The following is a 23,652-nucleotide window of genomic DNA, read 5'->3' as shown; positions in this document are numbered from 1 at the left end:
AACCCCCGACAAGGAATGACATGGCTCGTCCGATCCTGGTACTGAACTGCGGCTCCTCCTCGATCAAGTACCAGATGATCGACGGCGACACCGAACAGGTGCTGGCGGTGGGGCTGCTGCAGAAGGTCGGCGACACCGCCGGCGGCACCCTCGACCACGAGGTGGACGGGCAGGAGTTCCACAGCGATGACGTCTACCCCGACCACACCGCCGGCCTCGAGGCCGTGGTCGCCGCGTTCGCCGAGCACGGGCCCTCACTCGAGCCGGTGATCGCGGTGGCCCACCGAACCGTGCACGGCGGCCGGATGTTCCAGCAGACGACCATGATCAATGACGCGATGGTGACCAAGCTCAAGGAGCTCTACGGACTCGCGCCGCTGCACAACCCGCCGGCCGTGGCCGGCATCGAGGCGGCCCGCGCGGCCCTGCCGGACGTGCCCCATGTCGCGGTCTTCGACACTGCCTTCTTCGCGAACCTGCCCGACGAGGCCACCACCTACGCCATCAAGCACGAGGTGGCCGACGCGCTGAACATCCGCAAGTACGGCTTCCACGGCACCTCCCACAGCTACGTGTCGAAGAAGACCGCCGAATTCCTCGGACGAGACCTGGGATCGCTCAAGCAGATCGTCCTGCACCTGGGCAACGGCGCCTCCGCCTCGGCGATCGACGGGGGCGAACCGATCGAGACCTCCATGGGACTCACCCCGCTGCAGGGACTGGTGATGGGCACCCGCTGTGGCGACGTCGACCCCGGGCTGTTCGCCTACCTGCAGCGCAAGTACGGCTGGGACGTGGCCGAGACCGACAACTTCCTCAACAAGCAGTCGGGCATGTTCGGTCTCACCGGCAAGACGGACATGCGCGACGTGCTGGCCCTGATCGAGCAGGGTGACTTCGATGCCATCCTCGGACGTGACGTGTACGTGCACCGGCTGGTCAGCTACATCGGCTCCTACACCGCCCTGCTCGGCGGGTTGGACGTGCTCGTCTTCACCGCCGGCGTCGGCGAGAACGCCGCCTGGGTGCGGGCCGCCGTCGTCGGGCGTCTCGCACCCTTCGGGGTGGTCCTGGACGAGGAGGCCAACGCGGTCCGCTCGAAGAATCCGCGGGTGATCTCCAGCCCGGAATCCAGGGTGACGGTGCTCGTGGTGCCGACCAACGAGGAGTTGGCGATGGCCCGGGAGACGTTGGCCCTGCTGGACTGAGGTCGTGCACCGCACCACACACGTGGCTGGCGTTCTTGCACGTGGCTGGCGTCCACAGCAGCAGCCATGAGGAAGAACAGCAGCTACGTGCGCCCATTCCCGGCAACACGGATCACCCGTGCCCCGGGAATTCCCACCAGCAGCCACCGCCGGTGTCGAAACCGGACGAGGCTGGTCGTGGTTCTGGTGAGTGCGCCCCTCCCGGGCGCGCCACCCGAAGGGAGACAGCCATCACCACGGGCATCGACGAGGCCATCACCCGCATCCACCGCGCCGAGTGGGCGCGGGTGGTGGCCTCACTCACCCGTCGCGTCGGCAGCCTCGACATCGCCGAGGAGGCCACGGCCGAGGCCTTCGCCACCGCCGTGGAGCACTGGCGACGAGAGGGTCTGCCACCCCAGCCCGGCGGTTGGTTGACCACCACCGCCACCCGTAAGGCGATCGATCGGATCCGCCGTGACCAGCTCGGTCGACGCAAGCTCGAGGAGGTCGCCATGGGCGAGTCCCTCATCAACCCTTCGCTCTCGGGCGACCCCTTCGCCGACCCGCTTGCCTCAGCGGACGACGATCCCGGAACGGCCCTGTCCGACGACCGGCTCCGCCTGATCTTCACCTGCGCCCATCCCGCCTTGTCGATGGAGGCTCGGGTGGCGCTGACCCTGCGGATGGTCGGTGGCCTGACCGTCCCCGAGATCGCCAGCGCCTTCCTCGTCCGGGACACCACGATGGGGCAGCGGATCAGCCGGGCGAAGCGCAAGATCGCCGAGGCGGGGATCCCCTACCGCGTGCCGACGGCCGAAGACCTGCCGGTGCGCCTTGAGGGGGTGCTGGCCGCCCTGTTCCTGATCTTCAACGAGGGATACCTGGCCTCCTCACCCGACTCCTCACCGGTCCGCGTCGACCTCTGCCAAGAGGCCACTCGGCTCGCACGGCTGCTGCACGTGCTGCTGCCCGACGAGGGTGAGGTGACCGGACTGCTCGCGCTGATGCTGTTGATCGGGTCCCGCCATCGGGCGCGGGTCAGTTCGTCCGGTGAGTTGGTCACCCTGGACGAACAGGATCGCGGCTGCTGGGACCGGGCCGCGATCACCGAGGGCCAGGCCTTGGTCAGGCAGCGGATCGCCACCGGTGTGCCACCAGGTCGCTACCAACTGCTGGCCGCCATCAACGCGGTGCACACGTCGGCAGCAGAGGCGCGCGACACCGACTGGGAGCAGATCGTGACGCTGTACGACCAGTTGAGGCGGGTGGACCCCTCCCCGATCGTGGCGCTCAACCGGGCCGTCGCGGTGGCCGAACTCGACGGGCCCAGGGTGGCCCTGGCTGAGATCCTCCCACTCGAGGAGGCGCTCTCCGGCTACCACCCGTTCCACGTCGTCAGGGCCGAACTGCTGAGGCGGATCGGCGACGGCAGGGGAGCCCGCACGTCCTACTCCAGGGCTCTCGAACTCGCCACCAACAGCGCGGAGAGGGCGCACCTGTCACGGCGTCTGGGCGAGCTCGGTCGCGACTGATCGGTCGCCCCGGTGGATTCACCGGGCCGCACAGGTCGTCACCCCTGCGGCCCGGGAGCTCGCGAATCCCCCACCGACCAAGAGCCACCATGACCACCGCTGATACACGGTAAGTTGGGCGGCATGGCGACAGCACTGGTGACCGGCGGCACCGCAGGGATCGGCAACGCGTTCTGCCGACATCTCGCGGCCCGTGGGTACGACCTGGTCATCGTTGCCCGTGACGTCGATCGCATGAACACCCTCGCCACAGAACTCCACCAGGCCTACGGGGCCGAGGTCGAGGTGTTGCCGGCCGACCTCTCGGTGGCCGCTGACGTCACCCGGGTGGCCGAGCGGGTCGAGGATGCGGATCGTCCGGTCGACCTGGTCGTGAACAACGCCGGCTTCGGGCTGCACGCCAAGCTGCTCGACAAGGACGAACTCGGGCTCCAGCGCCGGGCCATGGACGTCATGTGCTGGGCGGTGCTCGAACTCTCCACCGCCGCCGGACGCGCCATGAAGGCCCGCGGCCGGGGCACCATCATCAACGTTGCCTCGACCAGCGCTTGGATCATGAGCGGCAACTACTCAGCGGTCAAGGCCTGGTGCCTCAGCTTCACCCAGGGACTCGCCAACGAGTTGCACGGCACGGGGGTGAAGGTGTCGGCACTGTGCCCCGGTTGGGTGCACACCGAGTTCCACGACCGGGCCGGCATCAACGCCGGCACCCTGCCCGACATCGTCTGGGTCGACGTCGACACCCTCGTGCAGTCCGCTCTCGACGATGCCGAGGCCGGCAAGGTCATCTCGGTCCCGACGCTGAAGTGGAAGGCCGCCATCCAGATCGCCCAGCACGCCCCCCGCTGGTCGATGCGCCTCGTCTCGCGCGCTCTGAGTTCGAGCAGACAGAAGAAGAAGTGACGCCCAGGTCTCCCAGGCCGAAGCCCGACAAGTCGGACGGACGCAGCCGCTACACCTCGCCGATGCAGCGCGCCGCGAGGTCGGCCACACGACTGCTGCTGCTCAAGCCCTTCGTCTGGCGCCTGCTCGACGTCCGCGTGCACGGTGTCGATCGGCTCGCCAACTCCCCCGACACGTTCGTGGTCGTCGGCAACCACTCCTCCCACCTGGACGCCCCCCTGATCTTCGGCGCACTGCCCGGGCGGATGTCGAAGTACCTGTCCACCGGCGCCGCCGCCGACTACTTCTTCACCAAGTGGTACACCGCCGCCTACACCTCGCTGCTGTTCAACGCCTTCCCCATCGAGCGGGGGTCGAAGTCGACCTCCGACGACCAGAAGAAGAGTTCCAGGCGAGGCCTCGCGGCCGCCCTGCTCTCCGACGGCGTCCCGATCCTGCTGTTCGCCGAGGGCACCAGGTCGCGCACCGGCGCCATGGGAGCGTTCAAGCCCGGTGCCGCAGCGCTGGCGATCAGCCGCAACGTCCCCATCGTCCCGGTTGCCCTGGTGGGCGCCTACGCCGCGTGGCCCCACCACCAGAACCACCTGCCCAAGGGCCGTCCGCCGGTGCACGTCGTCTTCGGCGAACCGATGTTCCCCGTGCCCGGTGAGATTGCGCACGCCTTCAACGAGCGGGTGCGCCGCAAGGTGATCGAACTGCACGACACCACCGCCCGCGCCTACGGCATGAAGACGCTGGCCGAGTATGCGCGTACGGTGGCCATCGAGAAGTCGCAGGCGAGGGTCGAGGTCGACCGCACGCGTGCGCCTCACGACGACAACACAACCAAGAACTGAACGGAGTTCACATGCTGGGCGTCAAGAACCAGAAGTGGTGGGGCTGGGGCGACGAGGGCAAGGGTTTCACCTACGACAACAAGCCCAAGTTCCCCGGCTTCGTCATGGACAAGCTCGGCGTCGACATCACCACGATGAACCCCGTGGCCCCCGACTTCCGCGACCTGGACGTGCCGGCGAGCCAGTTGTCGGACGACCTGCGGGCCCGCCTCGTCGAGGCGCTCGGCGGCGAGAAGTTCGTGGTGCTCGACGACGAGTGCCGAGTCGCCCACGCCTACGGCAAGGGAATTCGCGACCTGGTCAGGGTTCGTCGCGGTGAACTGGGACGAGTCCCCGACGCCGTGCTCTACCCCTCCGACGAGGCCCAGGTGATCGCCCTGGTGGCCGCCGCCCTCGAGGCGAATGCCGTGGTGATCCCCTACGGCGGCGGCTCCAACATCGTGGCTGCCCTCGAGGCCCTGCCCGACGAGACCCGCCAGGTGCTGAGCGTCGACATGGGCCGGATGAACAAGGTGCTCGAGATCGACGAGCAGTCGGGCCTCGCGCGCATCCAGGCCGGCGCCCTCGGCCCCGACATGGAGGCCCAGCTGAACGCCCGCGGCTGGACGATGGGCCACTTCCCCGACTCCTTCATCTGGTCGACGGTCGGTGGGTGGATCGCGACCCGCAGCTCGGGCATGCAGTCCGACAAGTACGGCGACATCGCCGACATCACCCGGGGACTGCGCATGGTGATGCCCGAGGGCCGGGTGCTGCAGCTTCGTCCGCTCCCCTCGACCTCGTCGGGCCCGTCGGTTCGCGAGATGGTGATCGGGTCGGAAGGACGCCTCGGCATCATCACCGAGGCGTGGATGAACGTGCACCGCAAGCCCGAGGTGCGGGAGATCCAGGCGTACTTCTTCGCCACCTACGCCGACGGCCTGCGCGCCGCCGAGGAGATCTGCCACTCCGATGCCGCTCCCTTCCTGGTGCGCGTCAGCGACAACAACGAGACCCAGTTCTCGATGTCGACCGCGAAGCCCTCCGGCAAGATCTCGCACCTGGGCAGTCAGGTGATCGAGAAGCTGATGGTGCGCAAGGGCTGGGACCTGGGCAAGATCTGCCTGAGCTTCATCGGTTTCGAGGGCTCGGCCACGCACGTGCGCTACACCAAGTCCATCGTCAACAAGATCGTGGCGACGCACAACGGCATGGGGGTCGGGAAGGGTCCCGGCGCCATGTACGACCAGAAGAAGTACGACGTGCCCCAGATCCGTGACTTCCTGCTGTCGACGGGCATCCCCGCCGACGTCAGTGAGACCGCCACCCCGTGGTCGAAGGCACAGACGGTGCACGACGAGACCGTGAAGCGGGCCGAGGAGGCCTTCGCCGCCTCGGGTCACCGCGGCTACATCATGTGCCACGTCTCGCACAGCTACCACGGCGGTGCCTGCCAGTACTTCACGTTCGCGGTGGCCGACGGGAGCGAGACCAACCTCGAGAGCTACGACCTCGTCAAGCGCGCGGTGCAGTCGTCCTTCATGGAGCATGGCGGCACCGTCTCGCACCACCACGGTGTCGGCGAGGAGCACAGCCCGTGGATGGCCGAGGACATCTCGGAGGCCGGCGTGCACATCCAGCGCACCCTGTTCGACGGCATCGACCCCCAGGGCAACCTCAACCCCGGCAAGATCGTGCATGACGGGGTGCCCGGATGGTCGTCCAACTCGCTGCCGGAGCAGGAGTCCAAGGCCAAGCTGGCCGCCCGCCGGGGCGCGAAGGGCGAGTGACGGAGGACGTCGTGCAGGTCAGGGTGCGAAAGGTTCCTGAGCAGCAGGTGGTGAGCCTCACCCGTACGGTGCGGGTGGGGCAGATCGACGAGCACATCGAACGCGCCTCGCAGATCCTGGGCGAACTCGCCGAGCCTGTGGCGCCGGTGTTCGTGCTGTACCACGGTGAGGTCTCCGAGGTGACGGCCAACCCCGTCGAGGTCTGCCAACCGGTTCGGTCATTGGTCGGCATGCCGGTGAGGGACGAGGTGGTGGCCCGGGTCGAGCCCGAACATGTCGAGGCCTACGTCACCATCACCAAGGCCGAGACCGACTACCCCGAGATCATGGGTGCCTACGGTGCGGTGGACGAATGGGTGAACCGTCGCCGGGTGGTCGTCTCGGACTCACCGCGGGAGGTCTACTTCGCCGACTTCTCCACCGCCCGCATGGACGAGCTGGTCTGCGACGTGGCCTTCCCGATCGAGGGCTACCAGGGTTCCCTCGACACGCCGACGGGCCAGCCGGCCCGTCCACACGCCGGTTGAGCAGGCACCCCCTCCGCACGCTCGTTGCGCCGTCATCCCACCCGCAGCGCCGCCACCACCGGCCAGTGGTCGCTGGGCCACACCCGCCGGTGTTCCCCCAAACGTGGACGATCGGTGATGATCTCGGACGAGGCGACCGCAATGTCCGGGGTGGCCAGGATCCAGTCGATGCGACCAGGCTCGTCACCACCCACCCCCGGTTCGCGATAGCCGTTGAAGGTGTCGATGGACGCCCCGTCGGGGTGGCTCGCCAGCCAGGTGTCGACGAAGCCGTCCTGGATCGACTCGTGCCACGCCCGCGACACCCCGGCCCGGCTGTTGAAGTCCCCGGTGACGACGGTCGCCGTCCGCCCAACACGTGACCTCAGCAGCCGCGCCCCCTCCACCCGCGCACGCTCGCTGGCGTGGTCGAGGTGGGTGTTGGCCACGGTGAACCTGTCGCCGGTCGCCCGCACCACGAGGTCGGCGACCACGGCCACCCGGGTGCACGCACTGTCCCAGCTGCGGGAGCCCAGCTCGTCCGGCGTCTCGGACAGCGTGAACTGTTGCCAGCCGTCGACCTCGAGCAGGGCGGTGTCGACCAGGATCGCCGAGTACTCGCCCCGCTGACCGAGTTCCCGTCCGGAGCCGAGCCGCTGGTAGTGCGGCAACGCGGGCAACAGCCGCTCCCACTGCGGGTCGCAGCCCTCCTGGGTGCCGACCACCGCCGGACGACGCTGCCGCAACAACTCGGTCGTGGCCACGAGTCGGGTGGGCCAATGGTCCGGATCGCCCGGCTGCGCGGTTCGGACGGGAGTGCGCAGGTTGAAGGTCATCACGTCGAGGGTGGTCGCCATGGGTCCAGCCTTGCGCAGGCCGGGACCGGGGGTGGCGTCGTCCGAGAAGCCGAGCACCGCAGCGCGGCAGCAGCTGCAGCGTGTGCACCTGAACAGCCCATCGCGTCCCGATCGGGCTGCGATGGGCCGCTCGGGTGCACCTGCTGCAGCTGGGCCCTCGCGCCGCCGGTCCCCGGGCCACGGTGCCCGCCCGATAGATTGGGCGCGTGAGCATTCATCTGCGCCGGATCACCCCCGACGAGCACCTCGGCTTCATCCGTGAGGTGTCCGCACCGGGGTCGACGTTCCCGACCACAGTGAGCTTCCTGCAGACACCGGCCTGGGCGAAGGTCAAGCCTGAGTGGACGTCGGAGTCGCTGGGGTGGTTCGAGGGGACCGAGCTGATTGGTGTCGGGCTGGTGCTGTACCGGCTGTTGCCGCACGTCAGCCGGTTGGGACTGAGGAGTTCGCTCGCCTACCTGCCCGAGGGTCCCGTTCTCGACTGGACCCGTCCCGATGTGCCCGAACTGCTGACGGCACTGGCGAAGCACGCCCGCAAGCGGGGGGCCTTCGGGCTCCGGATCGGCCCCACCCTGCCGCACCAGAGCTGGGGGCCGGAGACCATCAAGGCAGCGATCGCCGACCCTGCGATCACCATGCTCTCGCAGGCAACCGCCGACCACACCGACCACGCGGCGACCCGGCTCGCCAACCAGTTGCGCTCACTGGGGTGGAAGGCGCCCAAGGACGGCGAGGGGTTCCAGGCCGGCCAGCCCAAGTTCAACTTCCAGCTGCCCCTCACCGTGGTCGACGAGGAGAGCGGCGAGCGGCGCCAGAAGACCCCCGACGAACTGCTCAAGGGCATGAACCAGCTCTGGCGCCGCAACATCAAGAAGGCCGACAAGTCAGGTGTCGAGGTCACCCGCGGCACCCGCGACGACCTGGCCGCGTTCCACACCGCCTATCTCGAGACCGCCGCGCGGGACGGGTTCACGGGTCGTCCGTTGTCGTACTTCCAGACCATGTGGGATGCCCTCACCGCCGAGGACCCCGACCGGATGCGTGTCTACCTGGCCCGCCACGAGGGCGAGCTGGTGGCGGCCACGACGTGGGTCCGCGTCGGACGGCACTGCTGGTACTCCTACGGCGCCTCGACCAACGCCAAGCGTGAGGTGCGCGGCTCCAACGCCATCCAGTGGCAGATGATCCAGGACTCCCTCGCCGCCGGCGGGGAGGTCTACGACCTGCGCGGGATCACCGAGGGTGTGGCCGAGGACGACCCCGAGATCGGGCTGATCCAGTTCAAGGTGGGCACCGGCGGTCAGGCCGTCAGCTACGTCGGCGAGTGGGACCTCCCGCTGATCTGGCCCGTGCACCGGGCCTTCACCCTCTACATGGAGCGACGCGCCGGGAAGAAGCCGACCGCATGAGCCTCACCCTGCACCTCGACACGGCGGCGTGGCGGGACCACCTGTCGTCCGTCGCCAGCCGCACCCCCGGCCTGGTGCCGGTGGCGAAGGGCAATGGCTACGGGTTCGGCCTTCCCCGACTGGCTCGGGAGGCGACCCGGTTGGGGGTCGCCACGTTGGCCGTCGGGGTCGCCGACGAGGTCGCCACCGTTCGGGACGACTGGTCGGGTGACATCGTCGTGCTCACCCCGTGGGCGTCCCACGACCCGGTCGCAACCGAACTGCTCGACGACCCGGGCGTGATCAGCACCGTGGGTCGCCTCGATGACCTGCGCACGATCGTCCGCGAGCACCCCGGTGCCCGGGTGGTGGTGGAGGTGCGCACCTCGATGCAGCGCTTCGGCCTCGAGCCGGCAGAACTCCCGCGGGTCGCCGACCTGTTGCGTGAGCTGACCTTCGAGGGCTGGACGATCCACCTGCCGATGGTCGGACCCACCCTCGACGAGGCACGTCGGCTGGCCACGTCGGCCCTGGCCGTGGCGACCGGGCCGGTCTGGCTCTCGCACCTCAGCCCGCGCGACTACGACACCCTCAACGGCGAGTTGGGGGTCGAGACCCGACTGCGGTTGGGGACGAAGCTCTGGCTGGGCGCACCCCAGACCCGCAGGGTCACGGCCACCGTGCTCGACCTGCACCCCGTGAGTCGCGGCGACAAGGTCGGGTACTGGCAGCACCGGGTGTTGACCGATGGCTGGGTGGTGGTCGTCTCCGGCGGAACCGCCAACGGGGTGGCGATGACGGCACCGTCCGCCGGCGCGACCCTGAGACAGCGCGCCCAGGCGGTGATCCTCGGAGGGGTCGACGCGACCGGACGAGCCCTGTCGCCCTACACCCTGGCGGGCCGCAAGCGGTTCTTCGTCGAACCCCCGCACATGCAGTCCTCGCTCGTCTTCCTGCCCGGGGCGGGAGCCGTGGCCATCGGTGACGAGGTGCCGGTCGAGACGCGGCTCACGACCGTGATGGTCGACCGGATCATCGACTCGTCCGACAGACCGGACTCGTCCGACAGACCGGACTCGTCCGACAGACCGGACTCGTCCAACAGGCCCGACCAGCAGACCCCGGAGGAGAACCGGTGACCGACCCACGTGAGGCCTCACAGACGACTGACGAGAAGCGTCTCGTGCTGGTGATCAACCAGTACGCCTTCCCCCGCGAGTACGGCGGCATCACCCGCAACTTCGACATGTTCACCCGGCTGAAGAAGTGGACGCCTGCGATCGTCGCGACCAGCCGCCACCACCTCACCGGCGAGACCATGACGGCCGTGGACGACCGGTTCACCCTCATGCCCGTGCCCGCCTACTCCGGCAACGGTGCCGCCCGGCTGGTCGGCTGGGGGGTGTTCGCTGCGGAGGCCTTCGCGGTGGGACTCGCGAAGCGTCCGAGGTTGGTGTTCGGCTCGTCCCCGCAGTTGTTGGCCGCAGTGTCGGCGGCACTGGTCTCGTGGTTGTCGCGGGTGCCCTTCGTGCTCGAGGTGCGCGACCTGTGGCCCGAGTCGCTGGTCGCCGGCGGTGCCCTCGAGCGCGGCTCGACGATGCACCGCGTGCTGGTCGAGGTGGAGCGGCGCCTCTACCGGCACGCCGACCAGATCGTGGTCGTCACCAAGGGCTGGGAGGACCACTTCGAGGCCCTCGGCATCGACGTCGACAAGGTCAACGTCATCTCGAACGGGGCCGACCTCGCCGAGTTCGAGGGCTCCGAGACCAAGGACCAACTGCGCGAGGAGTTCGGGTTCACCCACTTCACGTGCATCTTCTCGGGTTCACACTCCCCCTACGTGGGGCTCGACCTGATCGTGGACGCCGCCGAGCACCTGCCCGACGTCGACTTCGTGCTGATCGGTTCCGGGTCGGGCAAGCAGGCAGCCATCGATTCCGTCGAGGCGAAGGGGCTGACCAACGTCCGCTTCCTCGACCAGATGCCCAAGGACCGCATGGTGCGGGTGCTGCGCGCGGGCGACGCCGGGCTGCACACGGTCAGCCCCCAGTCGGTCTTCGACAAGGGCATGAGCCCCAACAAGTTGTTCGACTACATGGCGGCCGGTCTGACCGTGGTGTCGAATGCGCGGGTCCCCCTGCGTGACGTGATCCAGGACGACGAGGTCGGTGCCGTCGTCGAGCCGAACGACCTCGTCTCGGCCATCGAACGGGTTCGGGACGCCGACGAGTCCACCCACCGGCGCTGGCGGGAGCGGTCGCGGCAGTTGATGGTGGAGCGGTTCAGCCTGCAGGCGGCCGCCGACAAGCTCGAGGCGGTGCTCGACAAGGCCTTCGCCGGGCACTGAGTAGACTCAGCCGACGACACTTCCCCAACACCGCGGAGGAACCTTGACGCGCGAGGACAACTTCGCCAAGGCACAGAAGCTGCTGATGGTGGTCGCAGAGGCGGCGATCTTCACGGCGGTGCTGTTCTTCTCGGCCGTGCTGCGGTTCGGGCTGCGCAACCCCGTGCCCGCCCGCAACCTCGATGCCATCACCTCGACGTTCAGCTTTGCGCTGGTGGCGTTCGTCGTGGTGAGCGCGTTCTCGGGCATCTACGTGCTCTACAACAAGACCCCGCTCGACCTGGTGATCATCACGCTGATCAACCAGATCATCGTCTCGGGCCTGATCGGCGTCACCACCTTCTTCGGCAACTTCTTCGCGTTCCCGCGCGGTGTGATCGTCATCAACCTGGTGCTGGGCTTCGTGGTGCTCTCGATCTGGCGGGTGCTGGTCTACGCGATCTACCGCAAGGTGCGCGGCAACAAGCGGGTGATGGTGCTCACCATCCCCGACCACGCGTCGAGGGCCGTCCGCAACCTCACCTCGAACCGAGCCAGCCGACACCGCCTCACCCACGTCGTCGACGGCAACTACGTCGAGCACCTCCAGCGCCACCTCGACGAGTACGACTCCGTGCACGTCTCGGACCTGATCGACGCCGGCACCCGAGGGGCCATCGTCGACTACCTGTTGGGACAGCGCAAGGAGGTCTTCTTCACCGCCGACTTCAACCGGCTGCTGATGATCAACCCCAACATCATGTCGATCGAGGACGAGTCGATCGTGTTGGTGACCCCCTTCAAGATCCCCGCTGAGTACGAACTGCTCAAGCGCGCCGGGGACTTCCTGGTGGCCCTGGTCGGGGTCGTGCTGACCTCTCCGATCCTGGTGGTGACGGCGCTGCTGGTGAAGGCCACCTCGCCCGGTCCCGTGTTCTACCGGCAGGTGCGGATCACCAAGAACAACCGTCGATTCGACATCCTCAAGTTCAGGTCGATGACCGCGGACGCCGAGAAGCAGTCGGGACCGGTGCTGGCCACCGGCAACGATGCTCGGGTCACCGGCATCGGCAAGTACCTGCGCTCGATGCGGATCGACGAACTCCCGCAGCTGATCAACGTGCTCAAGGGTGACATGTCGCTGGTGGGGCCGCGGCCGGAGCGTCCGTTCTTCGTCGAGCAGTTCACCGAACTGAACCGCCACTACCCGTTGCGGCACAACGTGCGTGCCGGGGTCACGGGCTATGCGCAGGTGTACGGCAAGTACGCCAGCGACTTCGAGTCGAAGCTCAACTTCGACCTGCTCTACATCAAGCGCTACTCACCGGTGCTCGACCTCAAGATCATGCTGCAGACCGTCAAGATCCTGTTCGACAAGGTGTCCTCGGCCGGTGCCGACGAGGAGCAGGCGGTCGAGGGCATCACGCTGCCCGCGGGCACCGTGGTGCTGCACTGAACTCGCCGTGACGGTCGAGACCACGCCGAACCGGATCAGCCCAGTGTCTCGACCAGTCCCACCAGCTTGGTGGCCTCGGCCTCGAAGCTGAACTCCTGCTCCACGGCCCGTCGACCCCGACGACCGAGTTCGGCGCAGCGCTCGGGATCGTCCAGCAGCGACTTCAGTTCGCGGACGACCGCCTCGGGATCGTCGGAGTCGACGAAGACACCACCCTCACAGCCCCCGAACAGTTGCTTCCACGAGGCGAAGTCGGTGGCCAGGAAGGGGACCCCCGATGCCATGTACTCGAAGACCTTGGTGGGGATCGAGTTCTCGTAGTTGGGCAACCTCTTCAGGAAGATCAGCCCCACCCGGGCTCCGGCGATGATCCCGGGGAGTTCGGACGGGGGCACCAGTCCCCGGTAGTCCACCTGGGGACGCTCGATCTCTGACTCCGGGACGAGCAGTCGTCCGGCGAGCACCAGGGTCGCCTCCGGTGCCTGTTCGATCGCGTGAACCATCAGTGACGCCCCGCGCTCCTGGGTCAGGTCGCCGGTGTAGACGGCGGTGCGGGGGTTGCGGGCGACATCGACGACGGTGAAGTCCCGACCCCACGGCAGGTTGCGCACGGTCACGACCGGACGGTCCCGGCCCCCGCGGGTGGGTGAGAACGAGGCGGCGATGTCATCGGTGGCCGTGACGATCGCGGCACAGTTGGCGTCCGCGAGGTGCAGCAGTTGCCGCGCCACGGGGTTGATCAGCCTGGCCGTGCGCGGACCGAGCCACGGCTTGGTGGTCAGTTGCTTGACGAGGTCCTCGTGGGCGTCGTAGATGAGCGGCACGCCCCGGGTTCGGGCGAACGTGACCCCCATGGGGATCAGTTCGGGGTCGTGGATGTGCACGAGGTCGGGCTTCAGCTCCGCGACCTTGCGCCAGCCCTCCCATTGCGAGCCGAGCAGTCGCCTCGCGCGCGAACGGCGCTGGATGGCGTGCACGTGGACGCCGTGGGTGACCCTGTCCTCGTCCGCGGAGATGACCAGATGCACCTCATGCCCGGCCTCGGCGAGTGCCCGACATTCCTTGTTGACGATCCGGTTGTCCCAGTCGTGGTGGACCGTCGACAGGTGGACGATGCGCAAGGTGTCAGTCCTGACCGGGCTGCGCCAGCAGGACGCGGGCCACCTCGGCTGCCGCGCGGCCGTCGCCGTAAGGGGCCGAGGGGTCCGCTGCGGGGGCGGGGCGAGCGGCCGAGGTGGCCAGTTGCGTGAGTTCGGGGTCGAGGATGTTCCAACCGTTGTCCACGGTCTCGCTCCACTCGGTCTCGGTACGCACGGTGGTGCAGACGGTGCCGAGCAGGAAGGCCTCCTTCTGCAGACCGCCGGAGTCGGTGACCACCCCGTCGGCGTGGACGACAGCGTTGACCATGTCGGGATAGGCCAGCGGCTCGATCACGTGCAGGTTGCCGCGTTCGAGTGCGATGCCCTGCGACTCGGCTCGCGCCTTCACCCGCGGGTGCACGGGCAGGTAGACGTCGCGGTCGAGGGCGCCGAGTGCATTGAGCACGGCGGTGAGGCGCTCGGGGTCGTCGGTGTTGTCGGCGCGGTGGATGGTCGCGAGGATGAACGGTCGGTCGTCCGGGATGCCCGGGACGGGACGGGGTTGGGCCAGCACCGCGTCACGCACCTGCAGGCAGACATCGGTCATGACGTCGCCGACCAGCACCGAACGCCCGGCCAGACCTTCGTCGGCCAGGTGCTGCATGGCGAGTTTGGTCGGGGCGAGGCACAGGTCGGCCGCGTGGTCGGTCATCACGCGGTTGTGCTCCTCGGGCATGCGCCGGTTGAAGGACCGCAGTCCGGCCTCCAGGTGGGCCACCTTCATGTGCATCTTCACCGCCGACAAGGTGCCGGCGATGGTCGAATTGGTGTCGCCGTAGACCAGCACCCAGTCGGGGGCGAGGTCGGTGAGGATGGGGTCGAGCCCCTCGAGCATGCGTCCGGTCATGGCGCCGTGGGTGCCGCCGCCGACACCCAGGTGCACGTCGGGGGCGGGGATGCCCAACTCCACGAAGAACGAGTCCGACATGTTGACGTCATAGTGCTGCCCGGTGTGGACGATCTTGTGGTCTATCCCGGCTTCGGCGAACGCCTTGGCCACGGGGGCGAGCTTCACGAACTGAGGACGGGCTCCCACGATGCTGACGACGCGCACCAGGACTCCTTTGCGGCGGGGTGCCAGCGGAACCGCTGACCAGACGGGCCCACTCTAGCGAGAGGGGGCCCGTTCACCGCCGCACTGTGTGGTCGCAGGGGCGCGTGGCCCCCAGATGCTCTGGGATGGTGGGGGAACCCCTCGCCACCGTGCGTGAACCACAGGAGATGCCATGTCGTCCGCACCCTTCTTCAACAACCAGATCCGATGGCAGGAGCGACTCACCCCGCCCGATCGGGTGCGTGGGTTCGGCACGCTACGGGCCGGCGTCACCGGCACGTTCGCCCACCTGATGCTGCCCGACAGTGCGGACGAGACGGTCGCCCACCTCGGGGCGGCCATCGACTGGGTGCGCAGGATGGGTGCTCTCGACGCGATCGTGTGGTCGCACACCCCCGACCCAGGACTGGACCTCACCCTGCTGGCGGGTGGCTGGCGGGTCGGGTTCGAGCCGTGGTGGATGGTGGCCGACCTGCGAACGGACGCCGTCCCTGCTGATCCTGATTCCTGCTCGCCCGCGTGGCCGGGCGTCGTCCGCCTGGGCCGGCCCGATGACATCGCGCCGCTGCTCGCGGCGGCGGTTCCCTACGCCTCCGCGCCCCAGTTGGAGCAGTTCGCGCGGCAGACTGACGACATCCACTGGCTCGTGGCGGACGAGGACGGTCGCGCCGTCGGGCAGGCGGTCGTCCACCTCGACGACCATGGCTGGGCGGGGTTGTTCAACGTCGGCGTCGCCGACCAGTACCGCCGCCGGGGAATCGGTGAGGCGCTGACCGAGGCCGCGGTGCGCACGGCTCGTGATGGTGGCGCCACCATGATGGGACTCAACAGCACCCCGATGGCCAAGCATGTCTACGAGACCGCGGGATTCCGCCAGGTCGGGGTCGGCCAGACCTGGCTGCGCTCGACGAACCGGTTGCTCGCCGACCCACCCGAGCACGAACAGGCTGGGGTGCGCGCCATCGGGTCGGGGGCGATCGACAGGTTGCCGGCTGACGTGCCGGAGCTCTTCTGGTGCGGCCTGTCGGGCCAGCAGTTGGCGGCCCGCTTCGGACAACCAGAGGTACTGCACGCCCTGGTGCGGCGCGGTCAGGTGCCCGACCTGGTCGCGATGTGGAGCCTCGGCCTCACCCAAGAGGCCACCGCCGCTGCAGACGACCCGAGGGCTCGGGAACTGGTCACCCAACCGTGGGATGCCCGTCCCCTGCACCACGCGGCGGCCTCGGGGAACGAGGGGCTCACGGTCGTGCTGCTCGGCGCCGGTGCCGACCTCACAGCCCGTGACTCGCAGTTCCACGGCACCCCACTGGGATGGGCGGTGGCAACGGGGCATCCGCGGATCGCGGAGTTGATCCGGGCCGCCAGTGACCAGTGACCAGTGACCAGCGACCAGCAGTGACGCACGGATCGCGGTCGCGGCGCTCCGGGCGGGTGGCCCGTCCCTAGAGTGGAGATGCTCGCAAGCACCACCCGATTCCTGGACGAAGGAGCCCCATGAAACTGCTGCGCATCGGACCCGCCGGGGCCGAGAAGCCGGCTGCGTTGGTCGGTGACGACGCCTACGTCGACCTGTCCGACGTGGTGCCCGATTTCAACGAGGAGTTCTTCGGACGAGGGGGCCTCGAGACCCTGCCGTCGGTGATCGCTGAACGGGTGGGGGACGCTCGTCCGATCGGCGACCAGCGCATCGGCGCGCCGATCGCCCGTCCACACCAGATCTTGTGCATCGGTCTCAACTACTCCGACCATGCGGCCGAGACCGGGCAGAAGGTGCCGGCCGAGCCGATCCTGTTCACGAAGTCCCCCAACACGTTGATCGGACCCAACGATGACGTGCGGATTCCCCGCAACTCGGTCAAGACCGACTGGGAGGTGGAGTTGGGCATCGTGATCGGTCGCCGCACCAGTTACCTCGACACCGTCGAGGAGGCCGCGGACCACATCGCCGGCTACTGCGTGGTCAACGACGTCTCGGAGCGGGAGTTCCAGACCGAGCGTGGCGGCCAGTGGTCGAAGGGCAAGTCGTGCGAGACGTTCAATCCCGCAGGTCCGTGGCTGGTCACCCCCGACGAGATCGCCGACGTGAAGGGCCTGGGCATGTGGCTCGACGTCGACGACCGTCGCATGCAGAACGGCTCGACGGCGACCATGATCTTCGACCCGCTGTTCATCGTCCACTACCTCAGCCAGTTCCTGGTGCTGGAGCCCGGCGACCTGATCAACACCGGCACCCCCCCGGGAGTGGGCCTGGGCATGAAGCCCCCGCAGTACCTGCACGGCGGAGAGGTGATGCGGCTCGGCATCGACGGTTTGGGCGAGCAACGCCAGCGGGTGCTGCCGCCACGCTGACCGTGCGCCGGTCGGGCTGACCCGTTCCGGCTTCCCGACCCGCCTGACGACCCTGTTCGGGCCCGTCTGGTGATCCAGAAGCCCGATCGGGTCGCCTCGGGCCCGGCACCCGCAGGGCTGCCGCAGCTCGAGCCGCACACAGCCGTCGTGGAAAGCCCCCGCGATCTCGAGGATCGCGGGGGCTTCCGGGTGCTGCGGGGTGTGGCGCTCAGGCCTCGCCGTCACCGATCACGATGCGGGTGACCCCGGCCCAGTTCTCGGCCTTGGACGAGTGGCGACCGTCGACCAGGACCTTGACCCCGGGGTAGTCGGCTGCCGTGACGTCGGCGTACTCGGGGTGGTCGGCCTGGATGATGACCGCGTCGACCGGGGTGCCCGGGGTGTACGGGTCGAGGTGGTGGGCCGACAACTCCTCGGCGGTGTACATCGGGTCATCGACCAGGGCCACCGCGCCGCGGGCCTGCAGGGCCGCGAAGGTCGGGAAGACACCCGAGAAGGCCGTCTCCTTCACCTTGCCGCGGTAGCTGGCGCCCAGGATCAGCACCGTCTTGCCCGCCAGCCCACCCAGGGCGCCCTCGGCGGCCGAGACGGCGTGCTCGGGCATGGTCATGTTCGCCTCGCGTGCCGTCCGGACGATGGTCGCGTCGGGATCGGTGTACAGGTACAGCCGCGGGTAGACCGGGATGCAGTGGCCACCCACGGCGATGCCGGGGAGGTGGATGTGCGAGAAGGGTTGCGAGTTCGAGGCGGCGATCACCTTGAAGACGTCGATGCCGTTCTTCTCGGCGAACTTCGCGAACTGGTTGGCCAGGCCGATGTTGACGTCACGGTAGGTGGTCTCGGCCAGCTTCGCCATCTCGGCGGCCTCGGCCGACCCCATGTCCCAGACACCATTGGTCTTGGGGGCGAGGTCGGGGCGGTCGTCGAACTGGAGCACCTGCTGGTAGAAGTCGATGGCCTTCTCGGTGCCCTCGGCCGACAGTCCTCCGACCAGCTTGGGGTACTTGCGCAGGTCTTCGAAGACGCGGCCGGTGAGCACACGCTCCGGCGAGAACACCAGATGGAAGTCGACGCCCTCCTTGAGTCCGGAGACCTCCTCGATCAGTGGCTTCCAGCGGTTGCGGGTGGTGCCCACGGGCAGGGTGGTCTCGTAGCTGATCAGCGTGCCTGCGCCGGGCTGCAGGTGTTCGGCGAAGGAGCGGGTGGCAGCCTCCATCCAACCGAAATCGGGCTGCCAGGTGTCATCGTTGACGAACAGCGGGACCACGATCACGATGGCGTCGGACCCGGGGATCGCGTCGGAGTAGTCGGTGGTGGCGCGCAGCTTGCCGGCGGGTACCAACTCGGCCAGCTTGTCCTGCAGGTGCGCCTCCCCGGGGAACGGCTCGCGTCCCTGGTTGACCAGGTCGACGACGCGCTGCTGCACATCGATGCCGACCACATCGTGACCCGAACTGGCGAATTGCACCGCGAGCGGCAGGCCGATCTTGCCCAGCGCGACGACCGAAATCAACATGGGTATCCCTTCGTGGAAGTCGTCTGCGATCCTACCGGGACACGTCGTGGTCACGCGGACGGGTGCCTGCGAGAATCAGGCTCACGATGTCGTTCGCAACCCTCGCCCTGATCTGCGTGGTCGCGCTGCTGGGCCCCGCCCTGGCGCTCACCCGCCGGCTGCGGCTGCCGGTCGTCATCTCGGAACTGGCGGTCGGCGTGGTGCTGGGCGTGACCGGATTCGGGCTGCTGCGCCCCCACGACTCCACGTTCTCGTTCCTGGCCAACGTCGGCTTCGCGATGGTGATGTTCATCACGGGAACCCATGTACCGCTGCGCAGTCCCGGACTGTTGTCGGGTCTGGGACGCGGGGCCATGCGCGCCGTGCTCGTTGGCCTGCTGGCCGTCCCGACGGGATGGGGTCTGGCGACGGCGTTCGGCACCGGACATGCTGCCCTCTACGCGGTGCTGCTGGCCTCGTCCTCGGCTGCCCTCGTTCTCCCCGCGCTGGGATCGACCGAGGTGACCAGCCGGCCGGGCCTCGAGATGCTCGCCCAACTGGTCGTGGCCGACACCGCCTGCATCATCGCGCTCCCCCTCGTGATCGAACCATCCAGGGCGGGACGAGCGGCCGTCGGCACGGTGACGGTGGTCGTGGCGGCCGCAGGGGCCTTCATGGTGCTGAAGAAGCTCACCGACCACGGACGCCGCCGCCGCGTGCACGACCTCAGCGAACAACGCGGGCTCGCGATCGAGTTGCGCGTGACCCTGGTGGTGCTGTTCACCCTGGCTGCCCTGGCGACCGCCACCCATGTGTCGGTCATGCTGGCCGGCTTCGCCTCCGGACTCGTGGTGGCCGCGATCGGTGAACCCCGCCGGGTCGCGCACCAGATGTTCGCCCTCACCGAGGGCTTCTTCGCCCCCATGTTCTTCGTCTGGCTGGGAGCATCCCTCGACCTGCGGGCCCTGGCCCAGCACCCCACGGCGATCGCGCTCGGAGCCTGTCTGGGAGTGGGGGCGGTGGTCGTCCACGGTGTGGGGACCCTCACCCGACAGCCGTGGCCGCTCGCCGTGACCACCGCCTCACAACTGGGCGTACCGGTGGCCGCGGCCGCGCTGATCGCGCAGCGGGAGGCCTCGTCCTCGGCCAGCCCGCTGGCGGCCGGGGAACCCGCGGCGTTGCTGCTGGGGGCGCTCGTGACGATGGCCGGGGTGTCGCTGGTGATGCCCCGCGTGGTGCGGTTGGTCAGCCAGGAACCCCCGGCCCCGTCATCGTGAAGTCCGGTCATCGCGAAGCCCCGTCACCGTGAACGCGGGCGTTCGGGTCACCGACTCAGGGGCGGAAGTCCTCCTGCACCGCCTTCAGCCGTGCCGCGTCGAGCTTGTGCTTCCGGTCGAAGGTGAGCATCCCGTTGAGTTCGGTGCCGACGTCGGTGAGCTGGGTCCAGCAGTAGCCCTGCCACGGACCCTGCTTGAGCGCCTCGATCAGGGCAGCGGTCTCGGCGAGCAACTCGTCCCCGTTCTTGACGGAGTGGTAGCCCCACCCGTCGTCGTCGGAGAGTGACAGTCCACCGAACTCCGTCATCAGCCACGGTGCGTCCTCGGTCACCTCGTCGCCGACGACGAGCCGACGCCCTGCCGGCGGGCGGACGGCCCACGCATCGTCCTCCTCGAACCCGGTGGCGACCTGGTCGGGGGTGCGGTAGTCATGCACCGCCATGATGTCGGTGGCGACCTGCTCCCACCCGTCGTTGCCGACCACGGGACGACTGCCGTCGATGGCGTGGGCCAGGTGGTACAGGGTCGCCTGCAGGTGCTGCTGCAGCGGGCTGGTCAGGTCGTTCATGCCCCACGACTCGTTCATGGGCACCCAGGTCACCACGCTGGGGTGGGAACGATCGCGGGCGATCAACTCGGTCAGCATCGTCGAGAGTTCGGCCACCGAGTTCGGCGTGAACGAGTAGGCCGAGGGCAGTTCGTCCCAGACGAGGAAGCCGAGCACGTCGGCGGCGTACATGAACCTCGGATCCTCGATCTTCTGGTGCTTGCGGGCACCGTTGAAGCCGAGTTCCTTGGAGAGTTCGATGTCGCGGACGAGCGCCTCTGCGCTCGGCGGGGTGAGCCCGGTCTCGGGCCAGTAGCCCTGGTCGAGCACCAGCCGCTGGGGGTAGGGGCGACGGTTGAGGCAGAGGCGACCGTCGATCACCTGGATCTCGCGCATGCCGGCGTGGCTGCTGACGGTGTCGACCACCTCACCGCCCTGCTTGACGACGACCTCGAGCTGGTAGAGGTTCGGACGATCGGGGCTCCACAACTTCACCCCGCCTGCATCGATCAGGTCGTCACCACGCAGTCCGGCGTGCTGCTCGCGCAGGCTCAGGGTGATGGCTGCCCGGCCACGTCGGTCGATCCGTGCCGCACCCCAGGCGACCGGGGCACCCTCGAAGGAGGCGCTGACCTCGACCGTGACGTCACCTGAACCCGCCTCGGTGAGGGGCTCGGGCAGCACCGCCTCGACGTGCAGCAGGCCTCGTCCGATGTCGGGGGTGCTGACCAGGTCGACCACGTGGGACGGGGCGACCGGCTCGAGCCAGACCGACTGCCAGATGCCTGTGGTCGGCGTGTACCAGATGGACTCGTTGACGCCGTACCAGTGCTGCTTGCCCCTGGGCTGGTCCATGCGGGTGTTGTCGTCGACGACGCGAACGACGAGGTGGTGCTCGCCCTCACGGGCGAGGAGTCGCGAGACCTCGGTGCGGAAGGGGGTGTAGCCGCCCGAGTGGTGGGCGACGTGCTCGCCGTCGATCCAGACGTCGGCCGTGTGGTCGACGGCCCCGAAGTGCAGCATGACGTGCTCACCCTCGCGGGCGTCGTCGGGGAGGGCGACGGCCCGGTGGTACCAGACCACGGGAGTGTGCTGGTGGCCGGTGACACCGGACGCCTCCCACTCCGGGGCGAAGGGAACGGTGATGGTTGCCTGGTCCGGAGCCACCGGCCAGACGTGGTGCCAGCCCTCGGTGAGACCCCGGTTCTCGGGGTCGCGGACGAAGTCCCAGGGCCCGTCGAGGCTGGTGAAGCGGTCGCGCCGCAGTCGTGGGCGGGGATGATCGATCCGGAGGGACATGGAACACCTTTCAGATACTGACGACTCGGTGAGTTACAACGTTGTAAACGGCAGTTTACCGGGAGCCGGGGAATCGCACAGGCACCCCGGCCACATGAGGTCGGAGAACACGTCCGCACAACCCGCCCACGGAATCTGTAACGATCCATGATTGCGCAAACATCGTGTGGCAGAGTGGCGGCCAGCCGCTCCAGCTCCCCCGAGCTGCCGGGGAGCGGCCAGTTCAGCGACGAACCGAAGGACCTCCCGTGACCAGATTCTCCCCCCATTCCCCCACGAGGTGGCGCAACGCAGCCAGGGTTCTGCTCGTGGCCGCGCTGGCCGTCGCGGCCTGCGCGCTGCCCTCGGCCCCCAGCGACGCCGCACCACCGCTGCCCAAGAACACCTCGGCCTTCCGGGGCGTGAACTGGGCCGATCCTCGCGACAACTACGCCCACGACGCCGTCGTCCCCTCCGGCCTCGACCCACAGGCCGACTACGCGACCAACTACCGGATCGCCAGCGGCATCATCGGCGAGTTCCGCAAGGAACTGCGCGCCAACACCGTCCGCCTGCCGATCAACCCGTCCAGCGTCGGCACCGACTGGTGGACGAAGTACCGGGCAGCCATCAACGCTGCCACTGATTCGGGGTTCACCGTGATCCTGAGCTACTGGGAGGCCGACACCTCCAAGGACGGCCGGATCGACGACCCGGTCGCCTGGGCCCAGATGTGGCGCACCGTTGGCGCCGCCTATGCCAAGAACCCCAAGGTCCTCTTCGAGGCCATGAACGAACCGCACGGCTACAGCCTCGCCGAGTGGGTGGACATCAACGCGCAGTTCATCGCCGACCACCCCACGGTCCCCCGCTCGCGCATCGTCGTCTCCGGAACCGGGTACAACGACAGCGTCCAGGGCGTCTGCGCCGCACCGGAACTGTCGGGCACACTGCTGTCCCTGCACTTCTACGGCTTCTGGGGCAACGACACCACCGAGCAGAAGTGGCTCGAGAACCTGACCCCCCGCCTGCAGGGCTGCGAGTCCCGCACCATCGTGGACGAGGCCGGTTCCCCCATGACGATCGGCCTCAACTACGGCAACCACGAGGGCAACGTCTCGACAGCCTACCTGGGCGCCCTCACCCAGTACGTGCGCGAACACCAGATGGGGCTGGTCTACTGGCCCGGTCTGCGCAACGGTGACTCGTACTCGATGACCACCCTCGTGGGCGAGTCCGACCTGGAGGTCAACTCGGCCAGCGGGCTGGCCCAACTGCAGTGGGGCTGGGGACTGCTCAAGCAGGAGCCGGTCAACACCGACCCCGCCTCCCCGCCCGGTGACCCGTTGCGGGTGGCCGACGGCGGACGCTGTCTCGACGTGCCGGGGTGGTCGACGACACCCGGGGTGGCCCTCGACCTGTGGGACTGCAACGGTGGCGGGAACCAGTCCTGGCACCTCACCGACGCCGGTGAACTGACCGTCTACGCCAGCCTGTGCCTGACCGCTGGAGAGGGCGCCGCCACCGCCGACAGGTGCACCGGTGCCGCGAACCAGCACTGGACGATCCGGCCGGACTCCACGGTCGTCTCGGGCACGGGCCTGTGCCTGACCGCCACCGGTCCGGGCAACGGGGCGGCCGTCGTGGCCGCTGCCTGCACGGGCGCCTCCAACCAGCAGTGGAGCCGCGCCTGACCGCGTGGGTGGTGCAACAGCGAAGCGAGGTGTCGAGATCACGTGCGCGTGATCTC

19 protein-coding genes are annotated in these 23,652 nt (G+C 68.5%); 14 read left to right on the top strand and 5 right to left on the bottom strand.

The window, feature by feature from the left end; translation table 11 throughout:
* The first annotated feature begins 20 nt into the window (after positions 1-20).
* From H507_RS0102060 to H507_RS14080, 6 genes are all read left to right on the top strand, one after another.
* On the top strand, positions 21-1,208 hold the full coding sequence (locus tag H507_RS0102060) for an acetate/propionate family kinase (RefSeq protein ID WP_022909068.1): 1,188 nt from the start codon (positions 21-23) through the stop codon (positions 1,206-1,208).
* 230 nt (positions 1,209-1,438) lie between these two features.
* The gene (locus H507_RS0102055; protein ID WP_026377642.1) at positions 1,439-2,722 is read left to right on the top strand and encodes an RNA polymerase sigma factor; all 1,284 of its coding nucleotides are present in this window, start codon (positions 1,439-1,441) and stop codon (positions 2,720-2,722) included.
* Between the two features lie 123 nt (positions 2,723-2,845).
* Positions 2,846-3,625 (top strand): SDR family NAD(P)-dependent oxidoreductase, encoded by a 780-nt coding sequence (locus H507_RS0102050; protein ID WP_022909066.1) that lies wholly within the window; start codon positions 2,846-2,848, stop codon positions 3,623-3,625.
* Between the two features lie 62 nt (positions 3,626-3,687).
* Positions 3,688-4,461, top strand: a complete 774-nt coding sequence (locus H507_RS14090) for a lysophospholipid acyltransferase family protein (protein ID WP_051139669.1) — start codon at positions 3,688-3,690, stop codon at positions 4,459-4,461.
* Between the two features lie 11 nt (positions 4,462-4,472).
* Positions 4,473-6,230, top strand: coding sequence for an FAD-binding oxidoreductase (locus H507_RS14085; RefSeq protein ID WP_022909064.1), 1,758 nt, complete (start codon positions 4,473-4,475; stop codon positions 6,228-6,230).
* Positions 6,227-6,757 (top strand): GyrI-like domain-containing protein, encoded by a 531-nt coding sequence (locus tag H507_RS14080; RefSeq protein ID WP_022909063.1) that lies wholly within the window; start codon positions 6,227-6,229, stop codon positions 6,755-6,757. The genes H507_RS14085 and H507_RS14080 overlap by 4 nt, the downstream gene beginning before the upstream one ends.
* A gap of 32 nt (positions 6,758-6,789) precedes the next feature.
* On the opposite strand, the gene H507_RS17105 is transcribed toward H507_RS14080, so the two are convergent.
* A complete protein-coding gene (locus H507_RS17105; protein WP_157438851.1) occupies positions 6,790-7,593 on the bottom strand; it encodes an endonuclease/exonuclease/phosphatase family protein in 804 nt (267 codons plus the stop codon).
* A gap of 206 nt (positions 7,594-7,799) precedes the next feature.
* Between H507_RS17105 and H507_RS0102025 the strand changes: the two genes are divergently transcribed.
* The 4 genes from H507_RS0102025 (at position 7,800) to H507_RS0102010 (ending at position 12,763) form a co-directional block, all read left to right on the top strand.
* Positions 7,800-9,002, top strand: coding sequence for a lipid II:glycine glycyltransferase FemX (locus H507_RS0102025; RefSeq protein ID WP_022909061.1), 1,203 nt, complete (start codon positions 7,800-7,802; stop codon positions 9,000-9,002).
* Positions 8,999-10,120: an alanine racemase gene (locus H507_RS14070; RefSeq protein ID WP_022909060.1), complete on the top strand. Its 1,122-nt coding sequence runs from the start codon at positions 8,999-9,001 to the stop codon at positions 10,118-10,120. The genes H507_RS0102025 and H507_RS14070 overlap by 4 nt, the downstream gene beginning before the upstream one ends.
* The gene (locus H507_RS0102015; RefSeq protein ID WP_022909059.1) at positions 10,117-11,328 is read left to right on the top strand and encodes a glycosyltransferase family 4 protein; all 1,212 of its coding nucleotides are present in this window, start codon (positions 10,117-10,119) and stop codon (positions 11,326-11,328) included. Before H507_RS14070 ends, H507_RS0102015 begins: the two co-directional genes overlap by 4 nt.
* 85 nt (positions 11,329-11,413) lie before the next feature.
* Complete coding sequence (locus tag H507_RS0102010; RefSeq protein ID WP_051139668.1) at positions 11,414-12,763, top strand: exopolysaccharide biosynthesis polyprenyl glycosylphosphotransferase; 1,350 nt, start codon at positions 11,414-11,416, stop codon at positions 12,761-12,763.
* Positions 12,764-12,798: 35 nt separating this feature from the next.
* Here H507_RS0102010 and H507_RS0102005 read toward each other — a convergent pair whose 3' ends face one another.
* Together H507_RS0102005 and wecB are read right to left on the bottom strand one after the other, a co-directional pair.
* Positions 12,799-13,884, bottom strand: a complete 1,086-nt coding sequence (locus H507_RS0102005) for a glycosyltransferase family 4 protein (RefSeq protein ID WP_022909057.1) — start codon at positions 13,882-13,884, stop codon at positions 12,799-12,801.
* A gap of 4 nt (positions 13,885-13,888) precedes the next feature.
* On the bottom strand, positions 13,889-14,956 hold the full coding sequence (gene wecB, locus H507_RS0102000; RefSeq protein WP_022909056.1) for a non-hydrolyzing UDP-N-acetylglucosamine 2-epimerase: 1,068 nt from the start codon (positions 14,954-14,956) through the stop codon (positions 13,889-13,891).
* Positions 14,957-15,128: 172 nt separating this feature from the next.
* Here wecB and H507_RS17100 point away from each other — a divergent pair, with 172 nt between their 5' ends.
* Both H507_RS17100 and H507_RS0101990 read left to right on the top strand, forming a co-directional pair.
* Entirely contained in the window at positions 15,129-16,331 is a 1,203-nt protein-coding gene (locus H507_RS17100) for a GNAT family N-acetyltransferase (protein WP_022909055.1), read from the top strand.
* A 119-nt stretch (positions 16,332-16,450) separates the two neighbouring features.
* Entirely contained in the window at positions 16,451-17,305 is an 855-nt protein-coding gene (locus H507_RS0101990; protein ID WP_022909054.1) for a fumarylacetoacetate hydrolase family protein, read from the top strand.
* A 208-nt stretch (positions 17,306-17,513) separates the two neighbouring features.
* Here the strand turns inward: H507_RS0101990 and H507_RS0101985 are convergent, their stop codons facing one another.
* The gene (locus H507_RS0101985; protein WP_026377639.1) at positions 17,514-18,821 is read right to left on the bottom strand and encodes a nucleotide sugar dehydrogenase; all 1,308 of its coding nucleotides are present in this window, start codon (positions 18,819-18,821) and stop codon (positions 17,514-17,516) included.
* 86 nt (positions 18,822-18,907) lie between these two features.
* Between H507_RS0101985 and H507_RS0101980 the strand changes: the two genes are divergently transcribed.
* A complete protein-coding gene (locus tag H507_RS0101980; protein WP_022909052.1) occupies positions 18,908-20,077 on the top strand; it encodes a cation:proton antiporter in 1,170 nt (389 codons plus the stop codon).
* Positions 20,078-20,132: 55 nt separating this feature from the next.
* Here H507_RS0101980 and H507_RS0101975 read toward each other — a convergent pair whose 3' ends face one another.
* The gene (locus tag H507_RS0101975; RefSeq protein ID WP_022909051.1) at positions 20,133-21,923 is read right to left on the bottom strand and encodes a glycoside hydrolase family 2 protein; all 1,791 of its coding nucleotides are present in this window, start codon (positions 21,921-21,923) and stop codon (positions 20,133-20,135) included.
* A gap of 248 nt (positions 21,924-22,171) precedes the next feature.
* Here H507_RS0101975 and H507_RS0101970 point away from each other — a divergent pair, with 248 nt between their 5' ends.
* Positions 22,172-23,596: a ricin-type beta-trefoil lectin domain protein gene (locus H507_RS0101970; RefSeq protein ID WP_084707595.1), complete on the top strand. Its 1,425-nt coding sequence runs from the start codon at positions 22,172-22,174 to the stop codon at positions 23,594-23,596.
* Positions 23,597-23,652: the final 56 nt, after the last annotated feature.

The sequence above is a fragment of the Aestuariimicrobium kwangyangense DSM 21549 genome, from assembly GCF_000421525.1.
GTDB classification, from domain to species: Bacteria; Actinomycetota; Actinomycetes; order Propionibacteriales; family Propionibacteriaceae; genus Aestuariimicrobium; species Aestuariimicrobium kwangyangense.
Note: the sequence above shows the minus strand (reverse complement) of the source record. Positions and strands in the feature narration are given on the sequence as shown.

Bases quoted from the DNA above. Each gene is read 5' to 3' on its own strand.
- H507_RS0102060 (WP_022909068.1), top strand. From the start codon at position 21: ATGGCTCGTCCGATCCTGGTACTGAACTGCGGCTCCTCCTCGATCAAG.
- H507_RS0102010 (WP_051139668.1), top strand. From the start codon at position 11,414: ATGGTGGTCGCAGAGGCGGCGATCTTCACGGCGGTGCTGTTCTTCTCG.
- H507_RS14090 (WP_051139669.1), top strand. From the start codon at position 3,688: ATGCAGCGCGCCGCGAGGTCGGCCACACGACTGCTGCTGCTCAAGCCC.
- H507_RS14070 (WP_022909060.1), top strand. From the start codon at position 8,999: ATGAGCCTCACCCTGCACCTCGACACGGCGGCGTGGCGGGACCACCTG.
- H507_RS0102050 (WP_022909066.1), top strand. From the start codon at position 2,846: ATGGCGACAGCACTGGTGACCGGCGGCACCGCAGGGATCGGCAACGCG.
- H507_RS0101975 (WP_022909051.1), bottom strand. From the start codon at position 21,923: ATGTCCCTCCGGATCGATCATCCCCGCCCACGACTGCGGCGCGACCGC.
- H507_RS0101980 (WP_022909052.1), top strand. From the start codon at position 18,908: ATGTCGTTCGCAACCCTCGCCCTGATCTGCGTGGTCGCGCTGCTGGGC.
- H507_RS17105 (WP_157438851.1), bottom strand. From the start codon at position 7,593: ATGGCGACCACCCTCGACGTGATGACCTTCAACCTGCGCACTCCCGTC.
- H507_RS0101985 (WP_026377639.1), bottom strand. From the start codon at position 18,821: ATGTTGATTTCGGTCGTCGCGCTGGGCAAGATCGGCCTGCCGCTCGCG.
- H507_RS17100 (WP_022909055.1), top strand. From the start codon at position 15,129: ATGTCGTCCGCACCCTTCTTCAACAACCAGATCCGATGGCAGGAGCGA.
- H507_RS14085 (WP_022909064.1), top strand. From the start codon at position 4,473: ATGCTGGGCGTCAAGAACCAGAAGTGGTGGGGCTGGGGCGACGAGGGC.
- H507_RS0101990 (WP_022909054.1), top strand. From the start codon at position 16,451: ATGAAACTGCTGCGCATCGGACCCGCCGGGGCCGAGAAGCCGGCTGCG.